Raw genomic sequence first — 22,301 nt, 5'->3', positions numbered from 1 at the left:
CTTGTATCAGGTCTTGGGAGATTCCTCTTCAGCCTTCTTTATATCTATGGTCAATTCCTCGGTCTTTTTGTCAAGGTCAATATAAATACTGTCCCCTTCTTTAAGTTTGGAATTTACGATCTCTTCAGCCAATGCATCCTCTATATATTTTTGGATTGCCCTTTTTAGTGGTCTGGCACCGTATTGTTTGTCAAAACCTTTTTCCGCTATATAATCTTTTGCGTTGTCCGTAAGATTTAAATGATATCCTATATCCTTAATTCTCTTATACAGTTTTGCAAGTTCAATATCAATGATTTGATGTATATGAACTCGTTCCAATGCATTGAAAACGATAACATCATCTATTCTGTTCAAGAACTCAGGAGCAAATGCTTTTTTCAATGCATTTTCAATAACTCCTTTTTGATGGGCGTCTTCCTGAGATTTTTTTGCCGATGTTCCAAAACCTACACCTTGCCCAAAATCCTTTAATTGTCTGGCTCCAATATTGGAGGTCATAATAATGATTGTATTTCTAAAGTCAATCTTACGTCCCAGACTATCGGTTAAAAATCCATCATCAAGCACTTGTAAAAGCATATTGAAAACATCTGGATGCGCCTTTTCTACTTCGTCCAATAGAATGACAGAATAAGGTTTTCTTCTAACTTTTTCAGTTAACTGTCCTCCTTCTTCGTAGCCCACATATCCTGGAGGTGCACCCACCAATCTAGAAATGGCGAATTTCTCCATATACTCACTCATATCTATACGGATAAGGGCATCTTCCGAGTCAAAAAGTTCCTTAGCCAGAACCTTGGCCAATTGTGTCTTACCTACACCGGTCTGCCCTAAAAAGATAAAAGAGCCAATTGGTTTATTTGGATCTTTAAGTCCAGCCCTATTTCTTTGAATGGCTTTGGAAACTTTGGCAACTGCCTCGTCTTGGCCAATAACATTAGATTTGATAAGCTGCGGCAATTCTGCCAATTTATTGCTTTCTGTTTGTGCAATTCTATTTACGGGTATACCGCTCATCATGGAAACCACATCTGCAACATTGTCCTCACTTACGGTTTCTTTATTGAGTTTACTTTCGTCCTCCCAGCGTTCTTGTGCTATGGCAAGTTCTTTTTCCAAACTTTTTTCGTCATCGCGCAATTTAGCGGCCTCTTCATACTTTTGTTTTTTGACAACGCTATTTTTTAGCTCACGAACATCTTCCAGTTTCTTTTCCAGTTCAAGAATTTGTTTGGGAACGTCCATATTTACAATGTGCACGCGTGAGCCGGCCTCATCCAGGGCATCAATGGCCTTGTCTGGAAGAAAACGGTCTGTCATATATCTATTGGTAAGTTTAACACAGGCGACAATGGCCTCATCGGTATAGGTCACGTTATGGTGATCTTCATACTTACCTTTAATATTATGAAGTATTTCTATGGTTTCGTCAATAGAAGTAGGTTCAACGATTACTTTTTGGAACCTTCTTTCCAAAGCGCCGTCCTTTTCAATATACTGTCTATATTCATCCAATGTCGTAGCACCAATACATTGAATCTCACCTCTTGCCAAGGCAGGTTTAAACATGTTGGAGGCATCTAGGCTACCGGTTGCTCCACCGGCACCTACAATGGTATGAATTTCGTCAATGAACAAAATTACATCATCGTTCTTCTCAAGTTCGTTCATGACCGCCTTCATTCGCTCCTCAAACTGACCACGGTACTTGGTACCCGCAACAAGGGATGCCAAATCTAGGGTCACCACCCTTTTATTATAAAGTATCCTTGAAACCTTCTTGTTGACGATACGCAAAGCCAAACCTTCGGCTATGGCACTTTTACCAACACCGGGCTCGCCAATAAGCAAAGGATTGTTTTTCTTTCTACGGCTTAATATCTGTGAAACACGTTCAATTTCCTTTTCGCGACCAACGACAGGATCTAACTTGTTTTCTTCGGCCATATGTGTAAGGTCCCTACCAAAATTGTCCAATACCGGAGTTTTGGATTTTTTGGTTCCTTTTTGACCTGCAGTAGATCCAAATGTACTTTCCTTTCCTTCATTGGTCTCTTCGGAATCACTAGGGAAAGATTCGGCCGTTGGGCCGTCTACCATATCGTCATCACTGGTAATCATAAACTTGAACTGTTCCTTTACGCCGTCATAATCAACTTTTAACTTATGTAAAAGCTTGGTTGTAGGGTCGTTTTCATTTCTCAGGATACAAAGTAAGAGGTGTGCAGTATTGATAGAGGAACTCTGAAATAATTTTGCCTCTAAAAAAGTTGTTTTTAGGGCACGTTCCGCTTGTCTCGTTAAGTGCAGGTTTTTCTTATCTTTTTGTACGCCGCTAGCATTTGGGTTGGACGGACTAAGAATTTCCACTTTTCTTCGTAAGTGGTCCAAATCAACTTCCAATGCATCTAAAATGCTTATGGCCTTCCCGTTTCCATCTCTAAGAAGCCCTAACATAAGGTGCTCGGTTCCGATGAAATCGTGACCAAGTCGCAATGCTTCTTCCTTGCTGTAAGCAATTACATCCTTAACTCTTGGGGAAAAATTATCATCCATATACTATATTATCAACTATAAAATTACTAAATCTCCTTCAATCAATGGCAAATACCGTACCTATAATCGTTAAAGTTATTGTAAAACCCTTGAAATGTGCGTCTATCGGTTAAAAATTATGCGTATAAATTAAAAATTAACATTTGTGCCATAACTGTTAATAAATTATAATATTATTAAACTTAGTTATTCTTATAACGCCTAGGATTTAAGTATATTGGCATGCTTTTTTACTAATTAAAAAACAGAAGATTTTAAATGGCAGACGGTGAAAAATTAATACCTATTAATATTGAGGATGAAATGAAATCTGCCTACATTGATTATTCAATGTCGGTCATTGTGTCACGGGCTCTTCCAGATGTTAGAGACGGATTAAAGCCAGTACACAGAAGGGTTTTGTTTGGAATGCATGAATTAGGGGTTAGAAGTAATAGCTCCCATAAAAAATCTGCCCGTATTGTCGGGGAGGTTCTTGGTAAGTATCATCCCCATGGAGATACCTCGGTTTATGATGCAATGGTGCGTATGGCCCAAGAGTGGAGTTTGCGTTACATGCTGGTGGACGGGCAAGGAAACTTTGGTTCTATAGATGGTGATAGCCCTGCTGCAATGCGTTATACGGAAGCCCGTATGCGCAAGATTGCGGATGACATGCTTATTGATATCGAAAAAGAGACGGTAGATTATCAATTAAACTTTGATGATTCATTAAAGGAGCCTACTGTATTGCCAACCAGGGTTCCTAGTCTTTTGGTGAACGGTGCATCTGGTATTGCGGTAGGTATGGCTACCAATATGCCACCACATAATTTATCTGAAGTTGTTGACGGTACGGTAGCTTATATTGACAATAATGATATTGAAATAGATGAGCTGATAACCCATATCAAGGCACCGGATTTTCCTACCGGTGGTATTATCTATGGTTATGATGGGGTAAAGGAGGCCTTTCATACAGGAAGGGGACGTGTCATGATGCGTGCCAAAGCTACTTTTGAGGAAGTACAGGGAAGGGAATGTATTGTAGTGCATGAAATTCCGTATCAAGTCAATAAGGCAGACATGATCAAAAAGACTGCCGATCTTGTCAATGAAAAGAAAATTGAAGGCATATCCAATATACGTGACGAGTCTGATCGTAACGGTATGCGTATTGTCTATATTTTAAAGAGAGACGCAATACCTAATATTGTATTGAACATGCTGTATAAGTATACGGCGCTGCAGACTTCTTTTAGTGTCAATAACATTGCTTTGGTCAATGGTAGGCCAGAATTATTGAACATTAAGGACATGATCCATTATTTCGTTGAGCACCGCCATGAAGTGGTGGTTAGGCGAACGCAGTTTGAATTGAAAAAGGCTGAGGATCGTGCACACATCCTGGAAGGGTTGATCATTGCATCGGATAATATTGATGAAGTAATTGCCATCATCAGGGCATCCAGCAATGCAGAGGAAGCTAGGGCCAACTTGATCGAGCGCTTTAAGCTTAGTGAAATCCAAGCCAAGGCAATCGTTGAAATGAGATTGCGCCAACTTACCGGTCTGGAACAGGACAAGCTAAGGTCTGAATATGAGGAAATCATGCTATTAATTGCTGATTTGAAAGATATTCTTGAGAAAAAGGAGCGTAGGATGCAGATTATCAAAGATGAATTGCTGGAGATAAAGGATAAGTACGGTGATGAAAGACGATCTGAAATAAACTTGGCTGGTGGTGATCTTAGTATGGAAGATATGATCCCGGACGAGCAAGTGGTGATTACCATTTCTCATGCGGGCTATATCAAAAGAACACCTTTGTCAGAATATAAAACGCAAAACAGGGGCGGGGTTGGTCAAAAAGCCTCATCTACCAGAAATGAAGATTTCTTGGAACACCTGTTCGTAGGTACCAATCATCAATATATGCTCTTCTTTACGCAAAAAGGAAAATGTTTCTGGATGCGTGTATTTGAAATACCGGAAGGTAGTAGAACATCCAAAGGTAGGGCAATTCAGAACTTGATCAATATTGAGCAGGATGATAGTGTCAAGGCATTTATCTGTACGCAAGATTTAAAGGATGAGGAGTATATAAACGGACATTATGTCATAATGGCCACTAAAAAAGGTGTGGTCAAAAAGACATCTTTGGAACAATATTCAAGGCCTAGGCAAAATGGTATCAATGCTATTACCGTGCGTGACGGAGATGAATTGTTAGAGGCTAAATTGACCACAGGTTCAAGTCAGATATTCTTAGGACTTAAATCTGGAAAGGCAATCCGTTTTGAAGAAAGTAAGACCAGGCCAATGGGTAGAAATGCCTCTGGTGTAAGGGGTATTACCTTGGCCAATGAAGAGGACGAGGTAATCGGTATGGTTTCCGTACATAATTTTGACGATGAGATTTTGGTGGTTTCTGAAAAAGGGTATGGTAAACGATCAAGTATTGAGGATTACAGAATTACAAACAGAGGTGGTAAAGGGGTCAAAACCATAAGCGTTACCGAAAAGACCGGAGGATTGGTAGCCATTAAAAATGTGACGGATTCGGATGATCTTATGATTATCAATAAATCCGGAATCGCAATTCGTATGAGCGTAGAAGACTTAAGGGTCATGGGTAGAGCAACCCAGGGTGTTAGGTTAATTAATATTAAGGGGAACGATTCCATAGCCGCTGTTGCCAAAGTCATGAAAGATGAAGATGATTTGGAAGAATCCGAAATACTTGATATTGAGGTAAATACGGATAATGGCACGGAGCTTGATACGAATACACCGGATGATTCTGAAGAATAAACATCTAAATTTTAAACACTAATAATTAATATATTAAAAATGAAGAATAGGATTTTACTTGTTGCGGCTTTGGCCTTTACTATGGTCGGGTTTGCACAAAAGAATGAAATAAAAGCTGCGGAAAAGGCTTTGAAAGGTGGCGATGCGCAGGCGGCTCAAACTGCTATTGATGCGGCTTCGGGAACCATAGCTTCTGCAGATGAAAAAGTGCAGGCTCAATATTATTTTACTAAAGGTAAAATTTACAGTGATTTGGCCAAAAAAGGCAATAATGATGCATTTAAGAAATCAGCAGATGCTTTCAAAAAGGTAATTGAAATTGAGGAGGCTTCCGGTAAACAAAAGTATACCGGTGAAACAGAGCAATATATGGCTGCGCTAACGGCAGATTTGGTAAATTCTGCGGTAAGTGACAATGGTAACAAAAAATTTAAGGAAGCTGCAGAGAAATTATATATGAGCTATACCCTTAGTCCTAGGGATACATCATATTTATATTATGCGGCCGGTAGTGCTGTTAATGGAGGTCATTATGAAATGGCTTTGGATTACTACAACAAACTACAGGAAATCGGTTACGATGGGGGTGGTATAGTTTATAAAGCTACCAACACTGCATCTGGTGAAGTGGAGGAAATGGATAAGGTTCAACGTGACCTTATGGTTAAATCAGGGACATATACAGATCCCATAGATGAAAAAACACCTTCTAAAAAAGCTGAAATCGTAAAGAATACCGCATTGATTTATACGCAATTAGGACAAGACGAGAAAGCTTTGGAGGCTTATAAGGCAGCTAGAAAGAACGATCCGGAAGATGTTAATTTAATATTGAACGAAGCCAATCTTTATTTCAACCAAGGAGATAAGGAGAAATTTAAGGAGTTAATGGCAGAGGCCATTTCCTTGGCGCCGGACAATGCGGATTTGCATTACAACGTTGGTGTTATTAGTATGGAGCAAGAAAATTATGAAGATGCCAGAAAGTCTTATAATAAAGCAATTGAAATAGATCCAGGTTACACCAATGCGTATCTTAACTTATCTACTACGTATGTAAACGAGGGTAACGGTATGATCGATGAAATGAATTCATTAGGTAATTCAAGAGCGGACATTGCTAAGTATGATGAATTAAAGAAGAAAAAAGATGGTTTGTTCAAGCAAGGTGCAGATATTTTGGAAGAAGCACTAAAGACCAATCCTGAAAATGAAAATATCATGATCCAATTGAAGAATATTTATGGAGCAATGGGAGACAATGAAAATTTCATGAAAATGAAAAAGATGTTAGGAGAGTAATCCTTTGTAATCTTAAAAATGTAAAAGGCCCTAAAAAGGGCCTTTTTTTATATCACTTTTTTAATGACCCTTAATTGATGGGTATACGTTCTTAAGTCGTTATTAAAAATACCCGTATGGTCCAAGCGGTCTATACGTACCTTACCGTGTACATGAATAACATAATTGTTTTCCATAATGATGCCTACATGGTCAATTGACCCGCTGGAATTATCAAAAAAGGCTAGGTCGCCCGCCTCACTTTCTTCAACGAAACTTAGTGCATCACCCTGCGTTGATTGTCTTTCTGCTGTTCGTAAAAGTTTATATCCATTAATTTTATAGACCATTTGGGCAAATCCCGCCGCGTCAATACCAAATGGTGTTCTTCCACCTTTAACCTCAGGGGAATTTAAATATAGTAACGCTGTTCTAACAATATTGTCCTTTGATTGTTTTTCGCTTGTAATAATTCCATCAAAACTTAAGGGTAAAGAGGGGGTGTTGGGTATACTGGACCCTATTAAGATTGGGGTAAGAATTTTATGTTCATCTTCAACATAGGTAATCAATTCTGCCGCCAATTTTACCTCTTTACATTCTTTCAAAGTGTTGAATTCATCTTCGGGAATAAATACCAGTTGATTGTTCATGATCCATCCTTCGCATTTATCGAACAATGTCTTGATTCTTGACCAATTTTTTCTAGATTCCAACACTTTAAAATGCTCTCCGAACAAAAGTTGGGTGACCATTTCAGCTACTTCATCTGGAGTACTCCGTACGGGAATAATACTTAAATGACAAATTCCGTATTGCATGCAGCTTATTTATGCTCTTTCTATTACCATTGCCGATGCTCCACCGCCACCGTTGCAGATTGCGGCCGCACCAAGTTTTGCCTCATTTTGCTCCAACACATTGATTAAGGTAACCAATATCCTTGCTCCGGAACATCCTAGTGGATGGCCAAGTGATACAGCGCCACCATTAACATTTACCTTGTCGTCCGTTAACCCCAATAATTTCATATTGGCCAAACCTACGACGGAGAAGGCTTCGTTGAATTCAAAAAAATCAATATCGTCAATAGACACTTGTGCCTTGGTCAAGGCTTTTGGAAGTGCTTTGGCAGGAGCGGTCGTAAACCATTCCGGTTCATGGGCGGCATCCGCATATCCTTTAATACTTGCCAAGGGTTTTAAATTAAGTTCCTTGGCCTTTTCCTTGCTCATTAATACCAATGCTGCAGCACCATCATTAATGGTAGAGGCATTGGCGGCAGTTACCGTACCATCTTTGGAAAAAGCAGGTCTTAGATTAGGTATCTTATCAATAAACACATTGCTATATTCTTCGTCCTTTTCAACTAGTATGGGCTCACCTCTTCTTTGTGGTACAGGCACGGGTATTACTTCATTGGAGAATTTTCCATTATCCCAGGCACTGGCAGAGCGTTTATAGGATTGTATGGCATAGGCGTCCTGTTCCTCTCTTGAGAACTCATATTTTACGGCACAAGCATCTGCACATACACCCATTGCCTTTTCATCATAAGCATCTACCAGTCCATCTTTTTGCATACCGTCAATTAAGGTGCCGGGCCCAAATTTTGTACCTGTTCTCATGTGTACATAGTGTGGTATCAAGCTCATATTTTCCATGCCACCGGCAACGATAATATCAGCATCTCCCAAAGCTATAGCCTGTGCGCCTTGCATAACCGCTTTCATACCGGATGCACAAACTTTGTTGATGGTGGTGCATGGTACGGTGTTAGGGATTCCAGCATAAATTGCCGCTTGTCTGGCGGGAGCTTGACCTGTACCGGCCTGCACAACGTTGCCCATAATGACCTCATTGACCAAATTGGCATCCAAGCTTATTTTCTGTAATGCGCCTTCAATTGCTATAGCTCCCAATCTGGGAGCGGTAATGGTAGATAAACCACCCATGAAACTTCCAATTGGCGTTCTAACTGCTGAAACAATAACAACCTCTTTCATTATTCTATTTTTGTTGATTTTACGAAATTACTAAATTCTATAGCAATCCGCGGGATATCCTTTCAATTACTAGTTATCAGATTAATATTTTCTATTTTTGATGAACATAATAATATTTTCTTTTGGACAATCTATATAAAAAGCAATCGCTCATATTTAAATATATATTATATATAGTAGCGATAGCGTTTATTGTTTTCTTCTTGCCCAAGGGAGGAAAGTTCAAATATGAGTTTCAGAAAGGAAAACCTTGGCAGTACGATAATCTTTATGCGCCCTTTGACTTTTCCATACAAAAAACCGATGCGGAAATAGCGGAAGAAACACAGGCTATTGAGCGTAATCAGTTACCATATTATAGGTATGATCAAAATATTGTTGATGATCTACGGGCAGAATTTCAAGTAGCCTTTAATGAAACTTGGCAGGATATAGGATTAAGGAACAGTCAAAGAAATAGACTAAAAAATGTTTCGGAGGCCATATTGGATTCTATTTATACCAAAGGTATCTTACAGAATAGTGGAAAGCAGGTACAGCGTAATTTTATTTATTTAGTTAAGGAAAATGAGGCAAGAAAGGTTAGGGTAACGGATTTTTTTAAAATAAATGAAATCAATGAATTGGTAAGCACCGTTCTGGCCCAGAACAACCTCTCATTGTTTGAAAATGAAACCCAAGCCTTATTTTTTGATTTAATTACGCCAAATGTAAGTTTTGATAATAGTTTAACGAAGAAAGCAAGGGATGAGGCCCTTTCCAAACTATCCTATACGAGAGGTACTGTTGACCAAGGGCGTTTAATAATAGCAAAGGGTGAAGTTGTTGAGGCGGAAAATCTAAAAATACTAGAATCATTAAAAGGGGAATATGAGTCGGAATTATGGACGGCAAATAATTATTACTACATTTTAATAGGTTATACCGTTCTGGTGGCCCTAGTGTTGATTATGCTATTTCTTTTTCTCAAAAAATATAGAAAAGAAGTATATGACAATAATACCAAGGTCACTTTTATTTTCTTTAATATGTTGCTCATGGTATTCATTACTACCATGGTAGTAAAATATAATGATGAACTGGTGTTTGTAGTGCCTTTGTGCATATTGCCGTTAATTTTAAAAACATTTTTTGATGCCCGTTTAGGGCTCTTTGTCCATGTCTTGGCCGTATTGATATTGGGGTTTGTGGTTCCCAATAGTTTTGAGTATATATTTCTTCAGATAATTACCGGCATTGTAACGATTCTAACTGTTTCGGAACTATATAAAAGAGCAAATCTTTTTGTTAGTGTAGGACAGATTACCTTAATCTATATTATTGGTTATTTGGCCTTTCATACCATTCATGAAGGAGATTTAAGTGATATACAATGGTTTACATTTGGCCTTTTTCTCTTAAATGGTATGATAACCTTATTTGTACAGCCACTTATTTACATCTATGAAAAATTATTTGGCCTTGTATCCGATGTATCCTTACTTGAACTATCCGATACAAATTCTAAATTATTAAAAGAACTATCCAATAAAGCTCCGGGTACTTTTCATCATTCCTTGCAAGTTGCCAATTTGGCGGAAGCCGCAGCTAACGAGATTGGTGCAAATGCCATGTTGGTAAGGGTAGGGGCACTGTACCATGACATAGGTAAAATGAACGACCCAACTTTTTTTACGGAAAATCAGATTACCAATGTAAACCCACACGATGAATTAAGCCCAAAGCATAGTGCCAAAATAATTATAGACCATGTAATAAAAGGGATAGAGTTAGCAAGGAAAAATAAAATTCCCGATCGTATTATTGATTTTATACGTTCTCACCATGGAACAACAATGGTGTATTATTTCTATAAGAAACAGAAGGATTTAAAAGGTGATGACGTCAACGAGGAAGATTTCAGGTATCCCGGTCCCTTACCTTTTTCAAGGGAAACGGCAATATTGATGATGGCGGACTCTGTAGAGGCCGCATCTAAAAGTTTAAAGGATCCAACATTTTTAATTATCGATGAATTTGTGGACAAGATAATTTCGGGCCAAATGAAGGCCAACCAGTTTTTAAATGCGGATATTACTTTTAAGGAGATAGAAACCATCAAAAAAATATTCAAACAAAAGCTGACCAATATTTATCATTTACGTGTGGAATATCCTGAGTAACAGGCGGCTAATTTTATATTCAAAAAAAATAGTAAAAATAGTTGTGTAAAACCAGTTATACTTATACATTTGCATCCGCTATTTAGAGCAACAGTTCATTGAAGAATTACTGGAGAGGTGCCTGAGTGGCCGAAAGGAGCGGTTTGCTAAATCGTCGTAGGTGGAAACACTTACCCAGGGTTCGAATCCCTGTCTCTCCGCAACGATATGTTGAGAGACATATTTTTTGATAACCATTTCGGGGTGTAGCGTAGCCCGGTTATCGCGCCGCGTTTGGGACGCGGAGGTCGCAGGTTCGAATCCTGCCACCCCGACAAATTATAGTATCAATCTATAACAAAAACCTGTTAATCGTATGATTATCAGGTTTTTTTTCTTTTTAGGGGTATCAAAACATATCATTTAGTCCCAATAGAAACGTCAACAAATCGGTGAATAAATTTAAAACTGTAAAAGTGTTGACCGATTTGTTAAAACGTCAATTGCGTTGACTAAATAAATGTATCTTTATAAGTGATTTGACTTTCGTCTGATAACAAGATAAATGTTATCTAAAAGACGAGATCATGAAAACATCTTCAACATTCAGTATTCTATTCTGGGCAGACTTTTCCAGGGTAAAGGACAACCAAGCATCACTTTATGCCAGAATCACGGTCAATGGCAAACGGGCAGTAATTAGTTTGAAACGCAAAGTTTTAGTTTCTGACTGGGACGTTCATAAAAACCGAGCTAGAGGGACCACGCAAAAATCGAGAATCCTTAACAGTTATTTGAACGAAACTTACAACCACCTTTTTAAATCCTATCGCGATTTGATGGCAGAGCATAAATTGATTACCTCGCAGGCCATTAAGGCCAGATATCTAGGAAAGGATGAAAATAATCGGTCTATATCGGATATCATTGCCTACCACAATGAGGATATGGTCGGCAAATCAAAGTGGGGTACCCAAAAAAACTACTATACTACCCAAAGCTATATTTCGAAATTCCTTTTAAAATCCTATAAAACCTCAGATATGTATTTGAAAGAACTGGATTATAATAATATAAAGCAGTTTGAAAAGTACCTGAGAAGTTATATCCCGGGGGATCAAATCAGGAGGCTATTAATTTTTAACATAAATTGATTGATTGAAAAAATTAACATTTTCAAATTAAGTCTTAATGATTGCTCTTTACTGCTGCTTCAAATGAGCAATAAGTGCTTTGGTTAACTTATCCTGAACGTCTTGGACGCTCACATTTCCATATAGATTATCCCATTCGTTGGGGTCTTTGATGAGGTTATAGAACTCACCTGTAAGAAGATGCTCTTCTTTGTAGTCTTTGACCATTTTTTGCCGTTCAAAGACCAGAATCAACTTATATTCTTGAGTACGCCACATAAATGCAGCCTCTCCGTCACGCTCATGTAGGGACGAGAAGCTGCCAGTTCTATCTACAGGGCCCAATAAGTTTTTGCCAGGCAGTTCGTTATCTGAATCAATATTTGCTGCGTTGAGCAAAGTGGGCAGAATATCAATATTTTCTACTGGCTGATTGCTAACTGTATTTTTTTTAATGGTATTTGGTAACGCACTTCCTGAAAGAATCATGGGAACTCGTACGCTAGCTTCGTACAAATTGTATTTGTTGAAGCGATAGTAATGTTCTCCCAGCATTTCCCCATGGTCCGATGTATAAATTATAAGGGCATTGTCCAAGATACCCTTGTTTTTTAGCGCTTTTAAGGTTCTACCCATCATGTTGTCTATCCAAGTAACATTTGCATAGTAGCGCATCGTCATTTGCTTCCATTCCTCTTTTGAAGCATTTTTCCAATAGTCCTCGTACATATCACGCCTATTCACTCCTTCGCTATGTGGTGAATAATCTGCTATCCACGGAGGTTGTTGCGCATATTGGATGTTATCTGCAGCATACAGGTCTTCGTAACCTTCGGGAACATTATGGCCTGCATGTGGTTTCATGTAAGATAGATAAAAGAATAGTGGCCTATCATCCTTTCGCTTTTTGATGTAGTCAATGGCCTGTTTGGTGATCCATCCATCCCGGTGGTCCTCTTCGGGAAGTTTACTGGTAAATCCAAGGTAGCCAAGATTGTTTTCCTCACCAGCACCCATGGGTGCTATTTCGGCATCATATCTTGCCTTGGCGTCGGGATTCATTTCTGCCATGCTAATAGCTCCTTCTTCAGGAATTTCCGAAACATAGCGCGTTTCAAATCCTCTAGTGTTTGTTTTGTATTTGCCCCAGTGCGTTTTGCCGAAGCCAGCAGTCTCATAGCCAGCATCCTTAAAATATTGTGCCATTGTCTTACCCGGCATTAATGAATCGGGAACACCTCCATTATTACGAAAAACACTTGTTTGGTTTGGATATAATCCAAACATAATCGAGTTTCTGCTCGGAACACACATAGGTGCTTGGCAAACCGCTTGGCTGAAATAAATACCATGAGTAGCAAGACTGTCCAAGGTAGGGGTGATTACCTGACTATTTATCTTCCCTAGAGCATCCCAACGGTGTTGGTCGTCCATGATGAAAATTATATTTGGCCGGTTTGAAATGGTTTTTTTGTTGGATGACACGTCAGGGTCTTTTGCATTGTTGTTTTTGCAACTATAAAGAATCCCACCAATGTATATCATCATTAATAACTGTACTGCTCGTTTCATATAGTTTAAAGTTGTGATTGTCTGGTTTTAATGTCTTGTGGGTCGTCAGACAAGTCATTTGATTCATCTCTCCATTTTAAAAGTGCATTTTTGAGTTCTTTCTGTTTTTCAAGATAAGTTTCTTTTCCTGCTAGATTTATTAATTGCCCTGGATCGTTTTGCATGTCATACAATTCTTCGAATGGGCGACCCGATTCCAACTGTCTTAATAGTTTGTATTGAACAGGGTGTGTTAGCTCTGCATCCAAGGTCGCTTGGTAGCTTCCATTGCCCCATCCTTTCTCTACCATCAGATCTGCGGGTAATTCGTATGTTTTTTGATGCATCAAATTTTGGATATAGTAAAATCTCCCATCAAAGATTACCCTACTGGGATATTGTTCTGCTCGTATGGGACCGTGAGAGTTATGTTCTCCGAAGACATAATTACGTCCTCGTACTTTTTCGGATTCTCCAGAAAAAACAGGCTTTAATGATTTACCTTGAACGGTTTCGGGAATATCGATTTCCAAATAGTCCAAGATAGTAGGCATAATATCAATATGCGATATCAACGCCTCGGAAATCTTATCTTTCTCCACCATTGGGCCACTCGCTACAAAGGGTACATGGAGACCGGCGTAATAAGGTGATGCTTTTGCCCGATGGTAAGGCTCACCTTGGTCGCCGGTAAAAATGATTAAGGTATTTTCCAGGAGTCCTTTTTCATTTAAAACATCCATTATACTCCCTGCACAGGCATCTGCCAACTGTACAGAGCCATAATATTTGGCCAAATCTTCTCGCATAGCAGGTGTATCAGCCAAATATTCGGGAACTTCGATGCCGTCCCTATGGGGAAGGAATTCTGGAAAATATTCCATGTGCTTATCCAGATTTCGATGGGGGGGGGCAATATTGGCCTGAAAAAAGAAAGGTTTGTCATCCGCCTCAGTAATAAAATCAGAAATGACCTTCTTGAATTCTTCTGGACTATTTTGAACGGCGTTTCTTGCGCTATATGGAAACTTCCATGGCGGACTCATGTGGAACTTTTGCGTGATAGCGGTGAAGTAGCCATTTTCTTGAAGTATCTCAGGAAGTGTTTTAATATACTCATGGATGCCCACTTTGTCCACAGTGGAAGATGCCCTGGTAAATTCTGTGTCCCCATCAGATAGTTTGGGTGTTATTGTATTCCGCCAATGTCCATTGGCATGAGGGTACATGCCCGTCATTATGGAGCTTCTACTGGGAGAGCATGAAGGGACAACAGCAAAAGAGTTGGTAAACATCATTCCTTTTTTTGCCAATTCATCAACGTTCGGTGTTTCAATACCTTTGGTTCCAAGAGCAGACAGATGCGCACCCTGATCGTCGGTAAGGATCAGTACAACATTGAGTGGTTGTTTATTTTTGGGCTCCTCTTGAGTTATTTCTTTACAAGCAAAAGTTATTGCTAAAAATGAAAGTAATGTAAAATAAATTAATGTTTTCATAAGCTAAGATATAAAAAATACAGAGTTCAGTTCTTTTGATACAGGACTATTGTTATCATGGGTATCCATTAAATTGGCCAAATAGGCCCACCATTTTTTACAGATAGTTGTTTCGGCAATGGCATTCCATTTTTCTTCGGATTCAATTTCGGCATAGCCAAAAAGAGTATCAGTATCCGAATCCAAAAAAATACTGTAGTTAGTTACACCATGTTTTTTGAGTGTATCTTCAAGTTCTGGACAAATGGGATTATGCCTTTGGGTGTACTCCTGAACCTTATTGCTAAACAATTTCATTTTAAAAGCTTTTCTAATCATGTTCTTTTCTTTACGGATTTATGATTTTATACCGATAGGTGAACCTGGCGTTTGGGGCAACATCGCCTTGATCATAGAATTTCATGATATCCCCATCGGTGGAAATGTTATCGGCCCATTTGAATTCCAGATTTTTTCCTTTTAGGTTCAAAACCGATTTTGGAATGGCAAGTTCTAACGCATTGCTCGATAATTTTGAGTCAATTTTAGCTTTTTCCTTCCAATTCCATCCTCCTTTGGATTCATGAAGTTGTAAACCGTTCACCCCGATTTTAATCATGTAATGAAACCCTTCCCAGGTAGGTTGATTGGATTCGTTGTCCTTAATAAAAAGAACCAGCTCCGTAGGCCATTCTTTGGTTTCAAATTTTTCTGAGATCTTAAGGAGAAAATAAAGGTTCTGAGAATTTTCAGCAACCTTTGCCTCTATTAAATCATTTCTTCCCGAAGTATTTTGGTATGCCGTTATTCGACCCCAGCCAGGGTGGGATCGATGAAGAATATCTCCTTCATGGTCGTAATAGGAGGTAGAAACTTTTTCCCATTCAGCAAATCTACCATCAATGCTTATTTTGTGGAGGTCTGTATCTTGTGAAAACGATCTAGTACCCTTGAATTTCCTGATATTGGCCACCATTTGATAATAATAATTGTCTTTAAAGCCACCTTTCATCGGTTCAATGTCCCTGCTGAATTCGGCATTATATTGGTCAACAAAATAGGTTTCCCCTTTTTTAATAGGCTGGCCCATCATGTTTTTGGCCTTACCATCATCAAACCGCATGGCCACCCATTCGTTCCACCCGGTAATGAACACAAATTCGGGGTCTACCTCTAGTGCCCTTCTCCATTGTTCATCAAAAAATAGCCCCTTCCCAGATTGAAGGCTATCTGTTGACGGCTGTTTTCCATTATGGAAACTGCGTCCTATATTGGAAATAGGGTGTTGCGCAGTTGAAACCACAATTTGTTCCGGTATATCGGGAGAATCGTGCCAACCGAAGTTCTGCGGATAATGATCAATCCAGGGCCATTTGTCCTCTCCGTCTCCAAACCATTCTTGACCATCCGTCCAGGCCCAGGACCTTCTAAAGTTGAAATAATCGGTCAGTTCGGAATTCAAGCCTTCGTTATTGCCCATCAAAAGTGGCTTGCCTTTCCAATAAAACCAAAGATTTCTGTAAAGTCCTTTCTTATAAAAGCCATTGTATATTTTCTCTGTGGTCTCAACATGCTTGGTGTTGGTCAAGAAGGCAATTTTAGGTACTGCCCAACCCTTTTTCTCAAGCTCTGTGAAAACCCTACAAATTTTTTTGACTTGCGGAAGATATGCCAAGGAATTGGTTACATCAAAAACGATGACATCAATGCCTGCATCGGACAATAATTGGGCATGTTTCAAAATGACCCATTCGTCATCTGTCAAATAATATCCAAAGTAAGGTTCACCCCAATGATGAAAAGCATTAACCGGACCAAATTTTGGGTTTCTTGGATTTACCTTTATAATTTCAGTAATATCATAGGGACTAAGAGTATCAGCAGCCGTTGTGGGATGTACCCCTTCGTCAGGAAGGGTCTGCGTGTGCTCGTCATATCCATGCGCACCGAGCCACGTAAAATAAAAGATACCCACGAACTTATCTTTTTTAAGATTCCCGGTTTCTTCGTTCAATGGCAAGCTGCGCTGAAGATCATCGGTGGCACTCCAGGTATCTGCACATTGTTGAGAGACCAGTGGATGTGATGATTTTTGAGCGTTTATACTGCCTAAGCCAAGAACCAATAAGTTAATGACTACGAGACGATTTTTACATAATAATCCTAATTTCATATATATAGTTTATTTTGTTACAACATCCCAAACTTTGGAACGTATCGATTTACCTTCTGGACCTTCTACCGTTAATATTACGGTCCATTCGCCGGCCTCGTTGTACCTGTGCGAGGGATGTTGATCGTTTGACGAATTTCCATCACCAAAATCCCAGTGCCAGCTTGTAATGTTTCCTTTGGATTCATCCTTAAATTGAAACCACCGTTGGTCACGGTCCAGTTCAACAAAGTCCCAATTGGCTTCCATGGGTTTTGTAAACTTTATTTCTAGGGGCATCAACCGAAAAATATTGAGGTACGTAGCGTCATGAATCATTTTGGTTTCATGTGCCAAGTTCATGAATGATTCACAAGCCTCACCATCAAAATCAAGGAAGCACCAAGAAAGTCCAATATGATTGTTTTCTTTCAACTGGGTTACAGTAGATTCTTGAAAGCCTTCAACGGCCGCATGGTCAAACGGAGTCATCCAAAACTCCATTTTTAATTCTCCACTTTCCGAATGCTCGAAAGCATAATCATAGGCCACATTAAAATGTGGAAACTCTTTTATCCAAGGTGTATTTCCCCATATCATGACAGCATCCTTATCTTGGACTGGAGTGAAAATATGGTAGTTTTGAGCATGGGCACCATGACCTTTAAAATGCAGTTCTTCTACGGAAATTTTGTCTTTGTTGCCATTATGCTGTTTGATGAACGGGCCTGCGGATAAGTTTCCATCCACTACCAACTCAAAAATATCCTGGCCGAGTGCCCGGTCGTTAAAATCCCAATAATCATCATACATTTCCAAATAGAAGTACAACCTATTCAGTCCTTTAACCCAACCTAACTTTATGGAGATATCAAAATCCTTTGGGTCTAGATTTATCCCATTGCCAAAGCGGGTGTCCATAAGCTGGTCCAGACCTATGGTATAAGATTCCGGTACCATATCCCAGTCTGAAAACTCACCGTCAATTCGGGGGATTTGGTTCTTTGGAAACTGAAAAATGTGATATTCCTTTCCGGGATCTGGAGGGGAAACTGCAAAAATGGGCATCAAGAATAACAGCAATAGCCCGCATAAAATTTTGAATCTCATTTTTTTGAACTCCGTCCTCATTTTTTCTCCGCTTTTCTATCCAATAAGTAGTAAATGTTTTCGGCAATAGAAGAGGGCATGATCATCATTCCGCCGTAGTTGCCACTTACACTATTATGTGTATCTGGAAATGCATAATCGTACTCTCCTCTGAAGTACCGATCTTGTGTTTCTGGCAAATTATGGGACAACCAATTTCTATCGATAGTCACTGTAGCCATCCACCGAATCGCTGCGTTGGTAATCCCTTCTTGGTACCGCAGCCAGTCAATGTCAGGGTCTATTTCATCCCATTTAAGGTTGTTTTGGGCCACATCGGCAAATACTGCCAGTACTTCCCACTGTACATGGTCACGTACCCAATTGGCAAAATACCAATCGCTTGAGCTTAGCACAGGTTTTGTGTCATACATCATAGATAGATTGTCGGGTTCCCATAAATGGGTAAAGGCGAGCAACGTACGCATCCAATAGATGGCCTTTTCCTTGTATTTTTCATCTTTGAATTCTTTGTAGGCAAGGTAATTTCCCACGGCTGCATGTCCTGCGGCCAAAAGGTTTGCTGCGTGTAAAGGAGTTTCCCAGAAATCGCCTGCTTCGGGTCTTTGATAGTCCATGCAAAAGTCGAAGGCCCTTTGGGCAGCGTCTAAAAAGCGTTGGTCTTTTGTTTTTATTCCTATTTCTAACAAGCGTGTGGCTGGTCTTATGGTAATATCCAAGGCGGTCTCACCTCTGAGACCCATAGGTTCTATAAATGTGGTTGCCACCTTAAAATCATCTTTGTCGATATCATCTGGATTGAAAACAAAGGAACCATCGGACTTTTGTTCGGTCAATAGCCTATTTCCTTTTTTAATGAGTTCATTTTGAGTTTTTGAGCCATCGCCCATTTGTGAAAGGCTCCAATCTACCTTGGTCTGTAGCTCCCTAGCAGTTTTACTCCTCTTGTTCTCCTCGATATAACGAAATAAAAAGCCAGGCACATTGGGTTTGATAGATTTTTCAGGTCGTTGAACCAACCCAAAACCTTTGCCTTCATGCCAGAAATTGGTGTTGTATGCCGCCGCAATTCGATCCAGGGTTTCTTTATGGTGCCAACGCGGCTCAGAGGGTTCTGGAAGGCCATGTTGTTTTACCCAGTCGGTTAAAACGGCTACGCTATTGCCCTCGCTTAGCCATAATTCTGAGTCAAAGTTTATGGTTTGGTCAATTTTAAGCTCCAAAGGTATCTCGGCGACCACTTCATTTTCATGTCCTTCGATTGAAGCATCGGGCACCATAAGCCCCATAAGATGATTGTTCTTTCGGTCTATGAAATTTGGTGAGGCAAAAACAGGCTGTGGTCCATGGGCACGATAATTGAACCATCTTGAAGCGGTTTGTTTGGGGTTCCATGAAAGTCCCACACCTGTGCCCTTATAACTTATCGCCATTATTGGAACGGATACTTTGTTGGGATGCGGTACAAATCGCTTGGCCCAAGGATCCTTGAAGAAATCCGTGCCACTGGTCCATTCCTTTTCTATGGCCCAATCGACACCAGGCAGCAAGGCATCTGTTTTTTGGGTCTCAAACGAAGTTTCACCGATTTTGAGCCATGGTCCTCGAATATATTGGGCATTATAATTTCCTGTGGATTTTAATCGATATTTTAATTTTACGAACCGAGAATCATTTTCAATTGTAAAAGTCACGGTTCCCTTTATGGCAGGTTCTGTGTAAGGGTACGCCATCCAATTTTCAAAAGAAGTGCCTTCAAGCACTTCCTTTACAACCACCGAAGCAACATTAAAAACCACCTCTTCACCATTTTTGGTCTTTTTTTTGTAATAGGCTTCAGCAACAAAACGAACGGGAATGTCTTGGTCTTGTAGCTTTATTTCCCCAAAATGTTCCAATACGGCCATCATTTTACCTGAAGGTGTAATCACTTCGCCCCATCCCCATCCTAGAACCCTTTTATAAAAGTTCAGTTTAATATATTCGTTTTCCATCGAGAACGTCTCCCCGGAGTAACTAGTGCGTTTATTATTTGGCTTGTTCTGACCTACGGTTACCATCACAGAACCCAGTAAAAACAGAATCATGACGATTTTAGGAAAAATAATCTGTTTCATATTTAAAATTTGTTTGAAGTAATCACTTATGTCAGTCGATTTCTATTTTGGTTTTGTTTCTTGGACCATTAGGCTGAATACCAATTACTTCTGGGTGGTATACTTTTGGGTCAAAATCTGGATTGATTCTTGGTATGACTGCATTTGCATCTTTTAGATGCTCTTCGATATATGCATCCAATTTCGCAACTTTTTCGGGATATACCGCAGACATATCGTGTGTTTCACCAATATCCCATTTTAGGTTGTACAAGCGGTAGTCGTGCTTTCCGTTTTCACCCTGATGAAACAGGCGAATCAATTTCCAATCCCCTTCATGGGCCGACACTGAGGCGGGTAACCAATCGGGAACGGGCGGTTGATGCGGAAAATACGTGATGATGGGATTGCGCTCCAAAGTACCACCTATCAAAGCTTTTTGTATGTTGACACCATCAATTTTGTGATTCTGCGGTTTTTGAATGTTCATTTGCTCAAGCAAGGTGGGATAGAAATCCGTAGCTTGTATGATATCGCTGGAGACCGACCCTGGTGAAGTTACTCCAGGCCAAACCACAACGCAGGGCACTCTAATTCCGCCTTCAAACATAGTGGCCTTGCCTCCCCTGAGCGGCCTGTTGCTAGTCGGTTCTGTCAAGAATTTTTCCCCATCGGGTAGTGTTTCAACGATGCCGTCGTACATATTACCTCCATTATCACTGAAAAAGATAATGATGGTATTGTCTGCGGCACCCATGCGATCTATTTCATCGAGCAAGGTTCCCACTGCATCGTCCAGCGAGTGCACCATGGCTCCATACGTGGGGGAGTGCTGCGGATTGTTGAAATCGACCTTGGTTCGGTAATGTTTGATGAGACTTTCTTTTGCATCAAAAGGTGCATGTACAGAGAATTGCCAATAGTTCATAAAAAAAGGAACGTTTTTGTCTTGTTTTCTCAACCAAACAACAGCCTCATCGGCCATACGGTCCTCTATGTGCTCTTGGGGGTATTTTTCCTTGAAATCGGGATATTTCCACGGGGCCACAAAGCTTCCCGCAGGCCCTGGCCCTGGCCAGTGGGGAATATCCACATCAAAACCATGTTCCAATGGGCTGTAGGGAGGAGGGCCCAAGTGCCACTTTCCAAAATGTGCGGTACTGTATCCTTCTTTTTTAAATAACTTGCCCAAAGTGGGGTAGGTCGTATTCAATCTAGTGGCCGATTGAGTAATGATGGCCTTCTCCTTGGAAGGTGCTTTATCTGATTGCGTTGCTGAAAGTTTTACTTCGGGTAAATGGCCTTCCGGTGCTGTAAAACCATGTCTTGCCACGGTTTGCCCTGTTAATATGCTGGCCCGTGTTGGTGAGCAGAGTGGACTGGCAGAATATGCTCTGGTAAAGGTCATTCCACGAGCGGCCAGTCGTTCCAGGTTGGGGGTTTGATAAAAGTCCGTAGTGCGATATAGTGAGGTGTCGCTCCAACCCAGATCATCGGCCAAAATAAAAACTATGTTCATGGGTTCGCTGCTTTGGGCGTTCAGAACATGGGCCATTGATAATACTAGAGTCCCAATCAAGAATATTTTCAAAGATCGTATCATATCGGATTGATTATTTTAATTTTAATATTTTTTAGTATAAGCTGAGCCAGTTGCCATTGGATTTCCCATCCAGCTGAAATTGAATTGAGCTATCGACAACCTTATGTTTAATATTTCTACCTTTTTCGATATTGTCTGAAGAATTCATCAAAAGCAATAGTCAAGATGTGGTCGCCATTTCGTTTCGCCTCTTCGCAGACATCCCTAAGACTAGCATCCCGTTTTGTATAACCCGTGGACATGTCTATTTTTTTGTCGGGATCGGTTAAATCGGTCAATTGTTGATCGCTGGTCAAGATAATGGTCTTTGCGATCATCGTGTGGCTTACTAGGATGAGAATGACTAGTGAATTGCATGTTCTAATAAAATTTAGCTTTAATTTCTTCATTGGGAATTC

At 40.0% G+C, this 22,301-nt stretch carries 15 protein-coding genes and 2 tRNA genes; 6 read left to right on the top strand and 11 right to left on the bottom strand.

The annotated features are described in order from the left end of the window. Positions 1-6: 6 nt before the first annotated feature. The gene (locus JM81_RS05735; protein ID WP_089259841.1) at positions 7-2,559 is read right to left on the bottom strand and encodes an ATP-dependent Clp protease ATP-binding subunit; all 2,553 of its coding nucleotides are present in this window, start codon (positions 2,557-2,559) and stop codon (positions 7-9) included. Between the two features lie 258 nt (positions 2,560-2,817). Here JM81_RS05735 and gyrA point away from each other — a divergent pair, with 258 nt between their 5' ends. Together gyrA and JM81_RS05725 are read left to right on the top strand one after the other, a co-directional pair. Then, complete coding sequence (gyrA, locus tag JM81_RS05730; protein WP_144801295.1) at positions 2,818-5,352, top strand: DNA gyrase subunit A; 2,535 nt, start codon at positions 2,818-2,820, stop codon at positions 5,350-5,352. Between the two features lie 39 nt (positions 5,353-5,391). Then, a complete protein-coding gene (locus JM81_RS05725) occupies positions 5,392-6,654 on the top strand; it encodes a tetratricopeptide repeat protein (protein ID WP_144801293.1) in 1,263 nt (420 codons plus the stop codon). Positions 6,655-6,701: 47 nt separating this feature from the next. Here the strand turns inward: JM81_RS05725 and JM81_RS05720 are convergent, their stop codons facing one another. After that, positions 6,702-7,454, bottom strand: a complete 753-nt coding sequence (locus JM81_RS05720; RefSeq protein ID WP_144801291.1) for an NlpC/P60 family protein — start codon at positions 7,452-7,454, stop codon at positions 6,702-6,704. 9 nt (positions 7,455-7,463) lie between these two features. Next, positions 7,464-8,639, bottom strand: coding sequence for an acetyl-CoA C-acyltransferase (locus tag JM81_RS05715; RefSeq protein ID WP_144801289.1), 1,176 nt, complete (start codon positions 8,637-8,639; stop codon positions 7,464-7,466). A gap of 122 nt (positions 8,640-8,761) precedes the next feature. On the opposite strand from JM81_RS05715, the gene JM81_RS05710 reads away from it, so the two are divergent. The 4 genes from JM81_RS05710 to JM81_RS05695 all read left to right on the top strand — a co-directional run bounded on the left by JM81_RS05710 (position 8,762) and on the right by JM81_RS05695 (position 11,934). Then, the gene (locus JM81_RS05710; RefSeq protein WP_144801287.1) at positions 8,762-10,801 is read left to right on the top strand and encodes an HD family phosphohydrolase; all 2,040 of its coding nucleotides are present in this window, start codon (positions 8,762-8,764) and stop codon (positions 10,799-10,801) included. Between the two features lie 111 nt (positions 10,802-10,912). Beyond that, positions 10,913-11,001 (top strand) — tRNA-Ser (locus tag JM81_RS05705). A 39-nt stretch (positions 11,002-11,040) separates the two neighbouring features. Further along, positions 11,041-11,115 (top strand) — tRNA-Pro (locus JM81_RS05700). A 252-nt stretch (positions 11,116-11,367) separates the two neighbouring features. Beyond that, positions 11,368-11,934, top strand: a complete 567-nt coding sequence (locus tag JM81_RS05695; RefSeq protein WP_144801285.1) for a phage integrase SAM-like domain-containing protein — start codon at positions 11,368-11,370, stop codon at positions 11,932-11,934. Between the two features lie 48 nt (positions 11,935-11,982). On the opposite strand, the gene JM81_RS05690 is transcribed toward JM81_RS05695, so the two are convergent. The 8 genes from JM81_RS05690 to JM81_RS05655 all read right to left on the bottom strand — a co-directional run bounded on the left by JM81_RS05690 (position 11,983) and on the right by JM81_RS05655 (position 22,220). Beyond that, entirely contained in the window at positions 11,983-13,485 is a 1,503-nt protein-coding gene (locus tag JM81_RS05690) for a sulfatase (RefSeq protein ID WP_144801283.1), read from the bottom strand. 5 nt (positions 13,486-13,490) lie between these two features. Beyond that, positions 13,491-14,963, bottom strand: coding sequence for a sulfatase (locus tag JM81_RS05685; protein ID WP_144801281.1), 1,473 nt, complete (start codon positions 14,961-14,963; stop codon positions 13,491-13,493). 3 nt (positions 14,964-14,966) lie between these two features. Continuing rightward, positions 14,967-15,281 carry an L-rhamnose mutarotase gene (gene rhaM / locus JM81_RS05680; RefSeq protein WP_144801279.1) on the bottom strand — a complete coding sequence of 105 codons (315 nt, stop codon included), beginning with the start codon at positions 15,279-15,281 and terminating at the stop codon, positions 14,967-14,969. A 10-nt stretch (positions 15,282-15,291) separates the two neighbouring features. Then, positions 15,292-17,115 carry a hypothetical protein gene (locus JM81_RS05675; protein ID WP_144801277.1) on the bottom strand — a complete coding sequence of 608 codons (1,824 nt, stop codon included), beginning with the start codon at positions 17,113-17,115 and terminating at the stop codon, positions 15,292-15,294. Positions 17,116-17,124: 9 nt separating this feature from the next. Next, positions 17,125-18,204 carry a PKD domain-containing protein gene (locus tag JM81_RS05670; protein ID WP_222430296.1) on the bottom strand — a complete coding sequence of 360 codons (1,080 nt, stop codon included), beginning with the start codon at positions 18,202-18,204 and terminating at the stop codon, positions 17,125-17,127. A 17-nt stretch (positions 18,205-18,221) separates the two neighbouring features. Beyond that, complete coding sequence (locus tag JM81_RS05665) at positions 18,222-20,321, bottom strand: hypothetical protein (protein WP_144801275.1); 2,100 nt, start codon at positions 20,319-20,321, stop codon at positions 18,222-18,224. A gap of 31 nt (positions 20,322-20,352) precedes the next feature. Further along, entirely contained in the window at positions 20,353-21,903 is a 1,551-nt protein-coding gene (locus tag JM81_RS05660; protein ID WP_144801273.1) for a sulfatase, read from the bottom strand. Positions 21,904-22,019: 116 nt separating this feature from the next. Further along, on the bottom strand, positions 22,020-22,220 hold the full coding sequence (locus JM81_RS05655) for a hypothetical protein (protein WP_222430295.1): 201 nt from the start codon (positions 22,218-22,220) through the stop codon (positions 22,020-22,022). Between the last annotated feature and the right edge of the window lie 81 nt (positions 22,221-22,301).

The sequence above is a fragment of the Maribacter sp. MAR_2009_72 genome (assembly GCF_007827235.1).
Lineage (GTDB): Bacteria > Bacteroidota > Bacteroidia > Flavobacteriales > Flavobacteriaceae > Maribacter > Maribacter sedimenticola.
This window is presented reverse-complemented; position numbering and strand designations above follow the sequence as displayed.

Bases quoted from the DNA above. Each gene is read 5' to 3' on its own strand.
- JM81_RS05735 (WP_089259841.1), bottom strand. From the start codon at position 2,559: ATGGATGATAATTTTTCCCCAAGAGTTAAGGATGTAATTGCTTACAGC.
- gyrA (WP_144801295.1), top strand. From the start codon at position 2,818: ATGGCAGACGGTGAAAAATTAATACCTATTAATATTGAGGATGAAATG.
- JM81_RS05725 (WP_144801293.1), top strand. From the start codon at position 5,392: ATGAAGAATAGGATTTTACTTGTTGCGGCTTTGGCCTTTACTATGGTC.
- JM81_RS05720 (WP_144801291.1), bottom strand. From the start codon at position 7,454: ATGCAATACGGAATTTGTCATTTAAGTATTATTCCCGTACGGAGTACT.
- JM81_RS05715 (WP_144801289.1), bottom strand. From the start codon at position 8,639: ATGAAAGAGGTTGTTATTGTTTCAGCAGTTAGAACGCCAATTGGAAGT.
- JM81_RS05695 (WP_144801285.1), top strand. From the start codon at position 11,368: ATGAAAACATCTTCAACATTCAGTATTCTATTCTGGGCAGACTTTTCC.
- JM81_RS05690 (WP_144801283.1), bottom strand. From the start codon at position 13,485: ATGAAACGAGCAGTACAGTTATTAATGATGATATACATTGGTGGGATT.
- JM81_RS05685 (WP_144801281.1), bottom strand. From the start codon at position 14,963: ATGAAAACATTAATTTATTTTACATTACTTTCATTTTTAGCAATAACT.
- rhaM (WP_144801279.1), bottom strand. From the start codon at position 15,281: ATGATTAGAAAAGCTTTTAAAATGAAATTGTTTAGCAATAAGGTTCAG.
- JM81_RS05675 (WP_144801277.1), bottom strand. From the start codon at position 17,115: ATGAAATTAGGATTATTATGTAAAAATCGTCTCGTAGTCATTAACTTA.
- JM81_RS05670 (WP_222430296.1), bottom strand. From the start codon at position 18,204: ATGAGATTCAAAATTTTATGCGGGCTATTGCTGTTATTCTTGATGCCC.
- JM81_RS05665 (WP_144801275.1), bottom strand. From the start codon at position 20,321: ATGAAACAGATTATTTTTCCTAAAATCGTCATGATTCTGTTTTTACTG.
- JM81_RS05660 (WP_144801273.1), bottom strand. From the start codon at position 21,903: ATGATACGATCTTTGAAAATATTCTTGATTGGGACTCTAGTATTATCA.
- JM81_RS05655 (WP_222430295.1), bottom strand. From the start codon at position 22,220: ATGATCGCAAAGACCATTATCTTGACCAGCGATCAACAATTGACCGAT.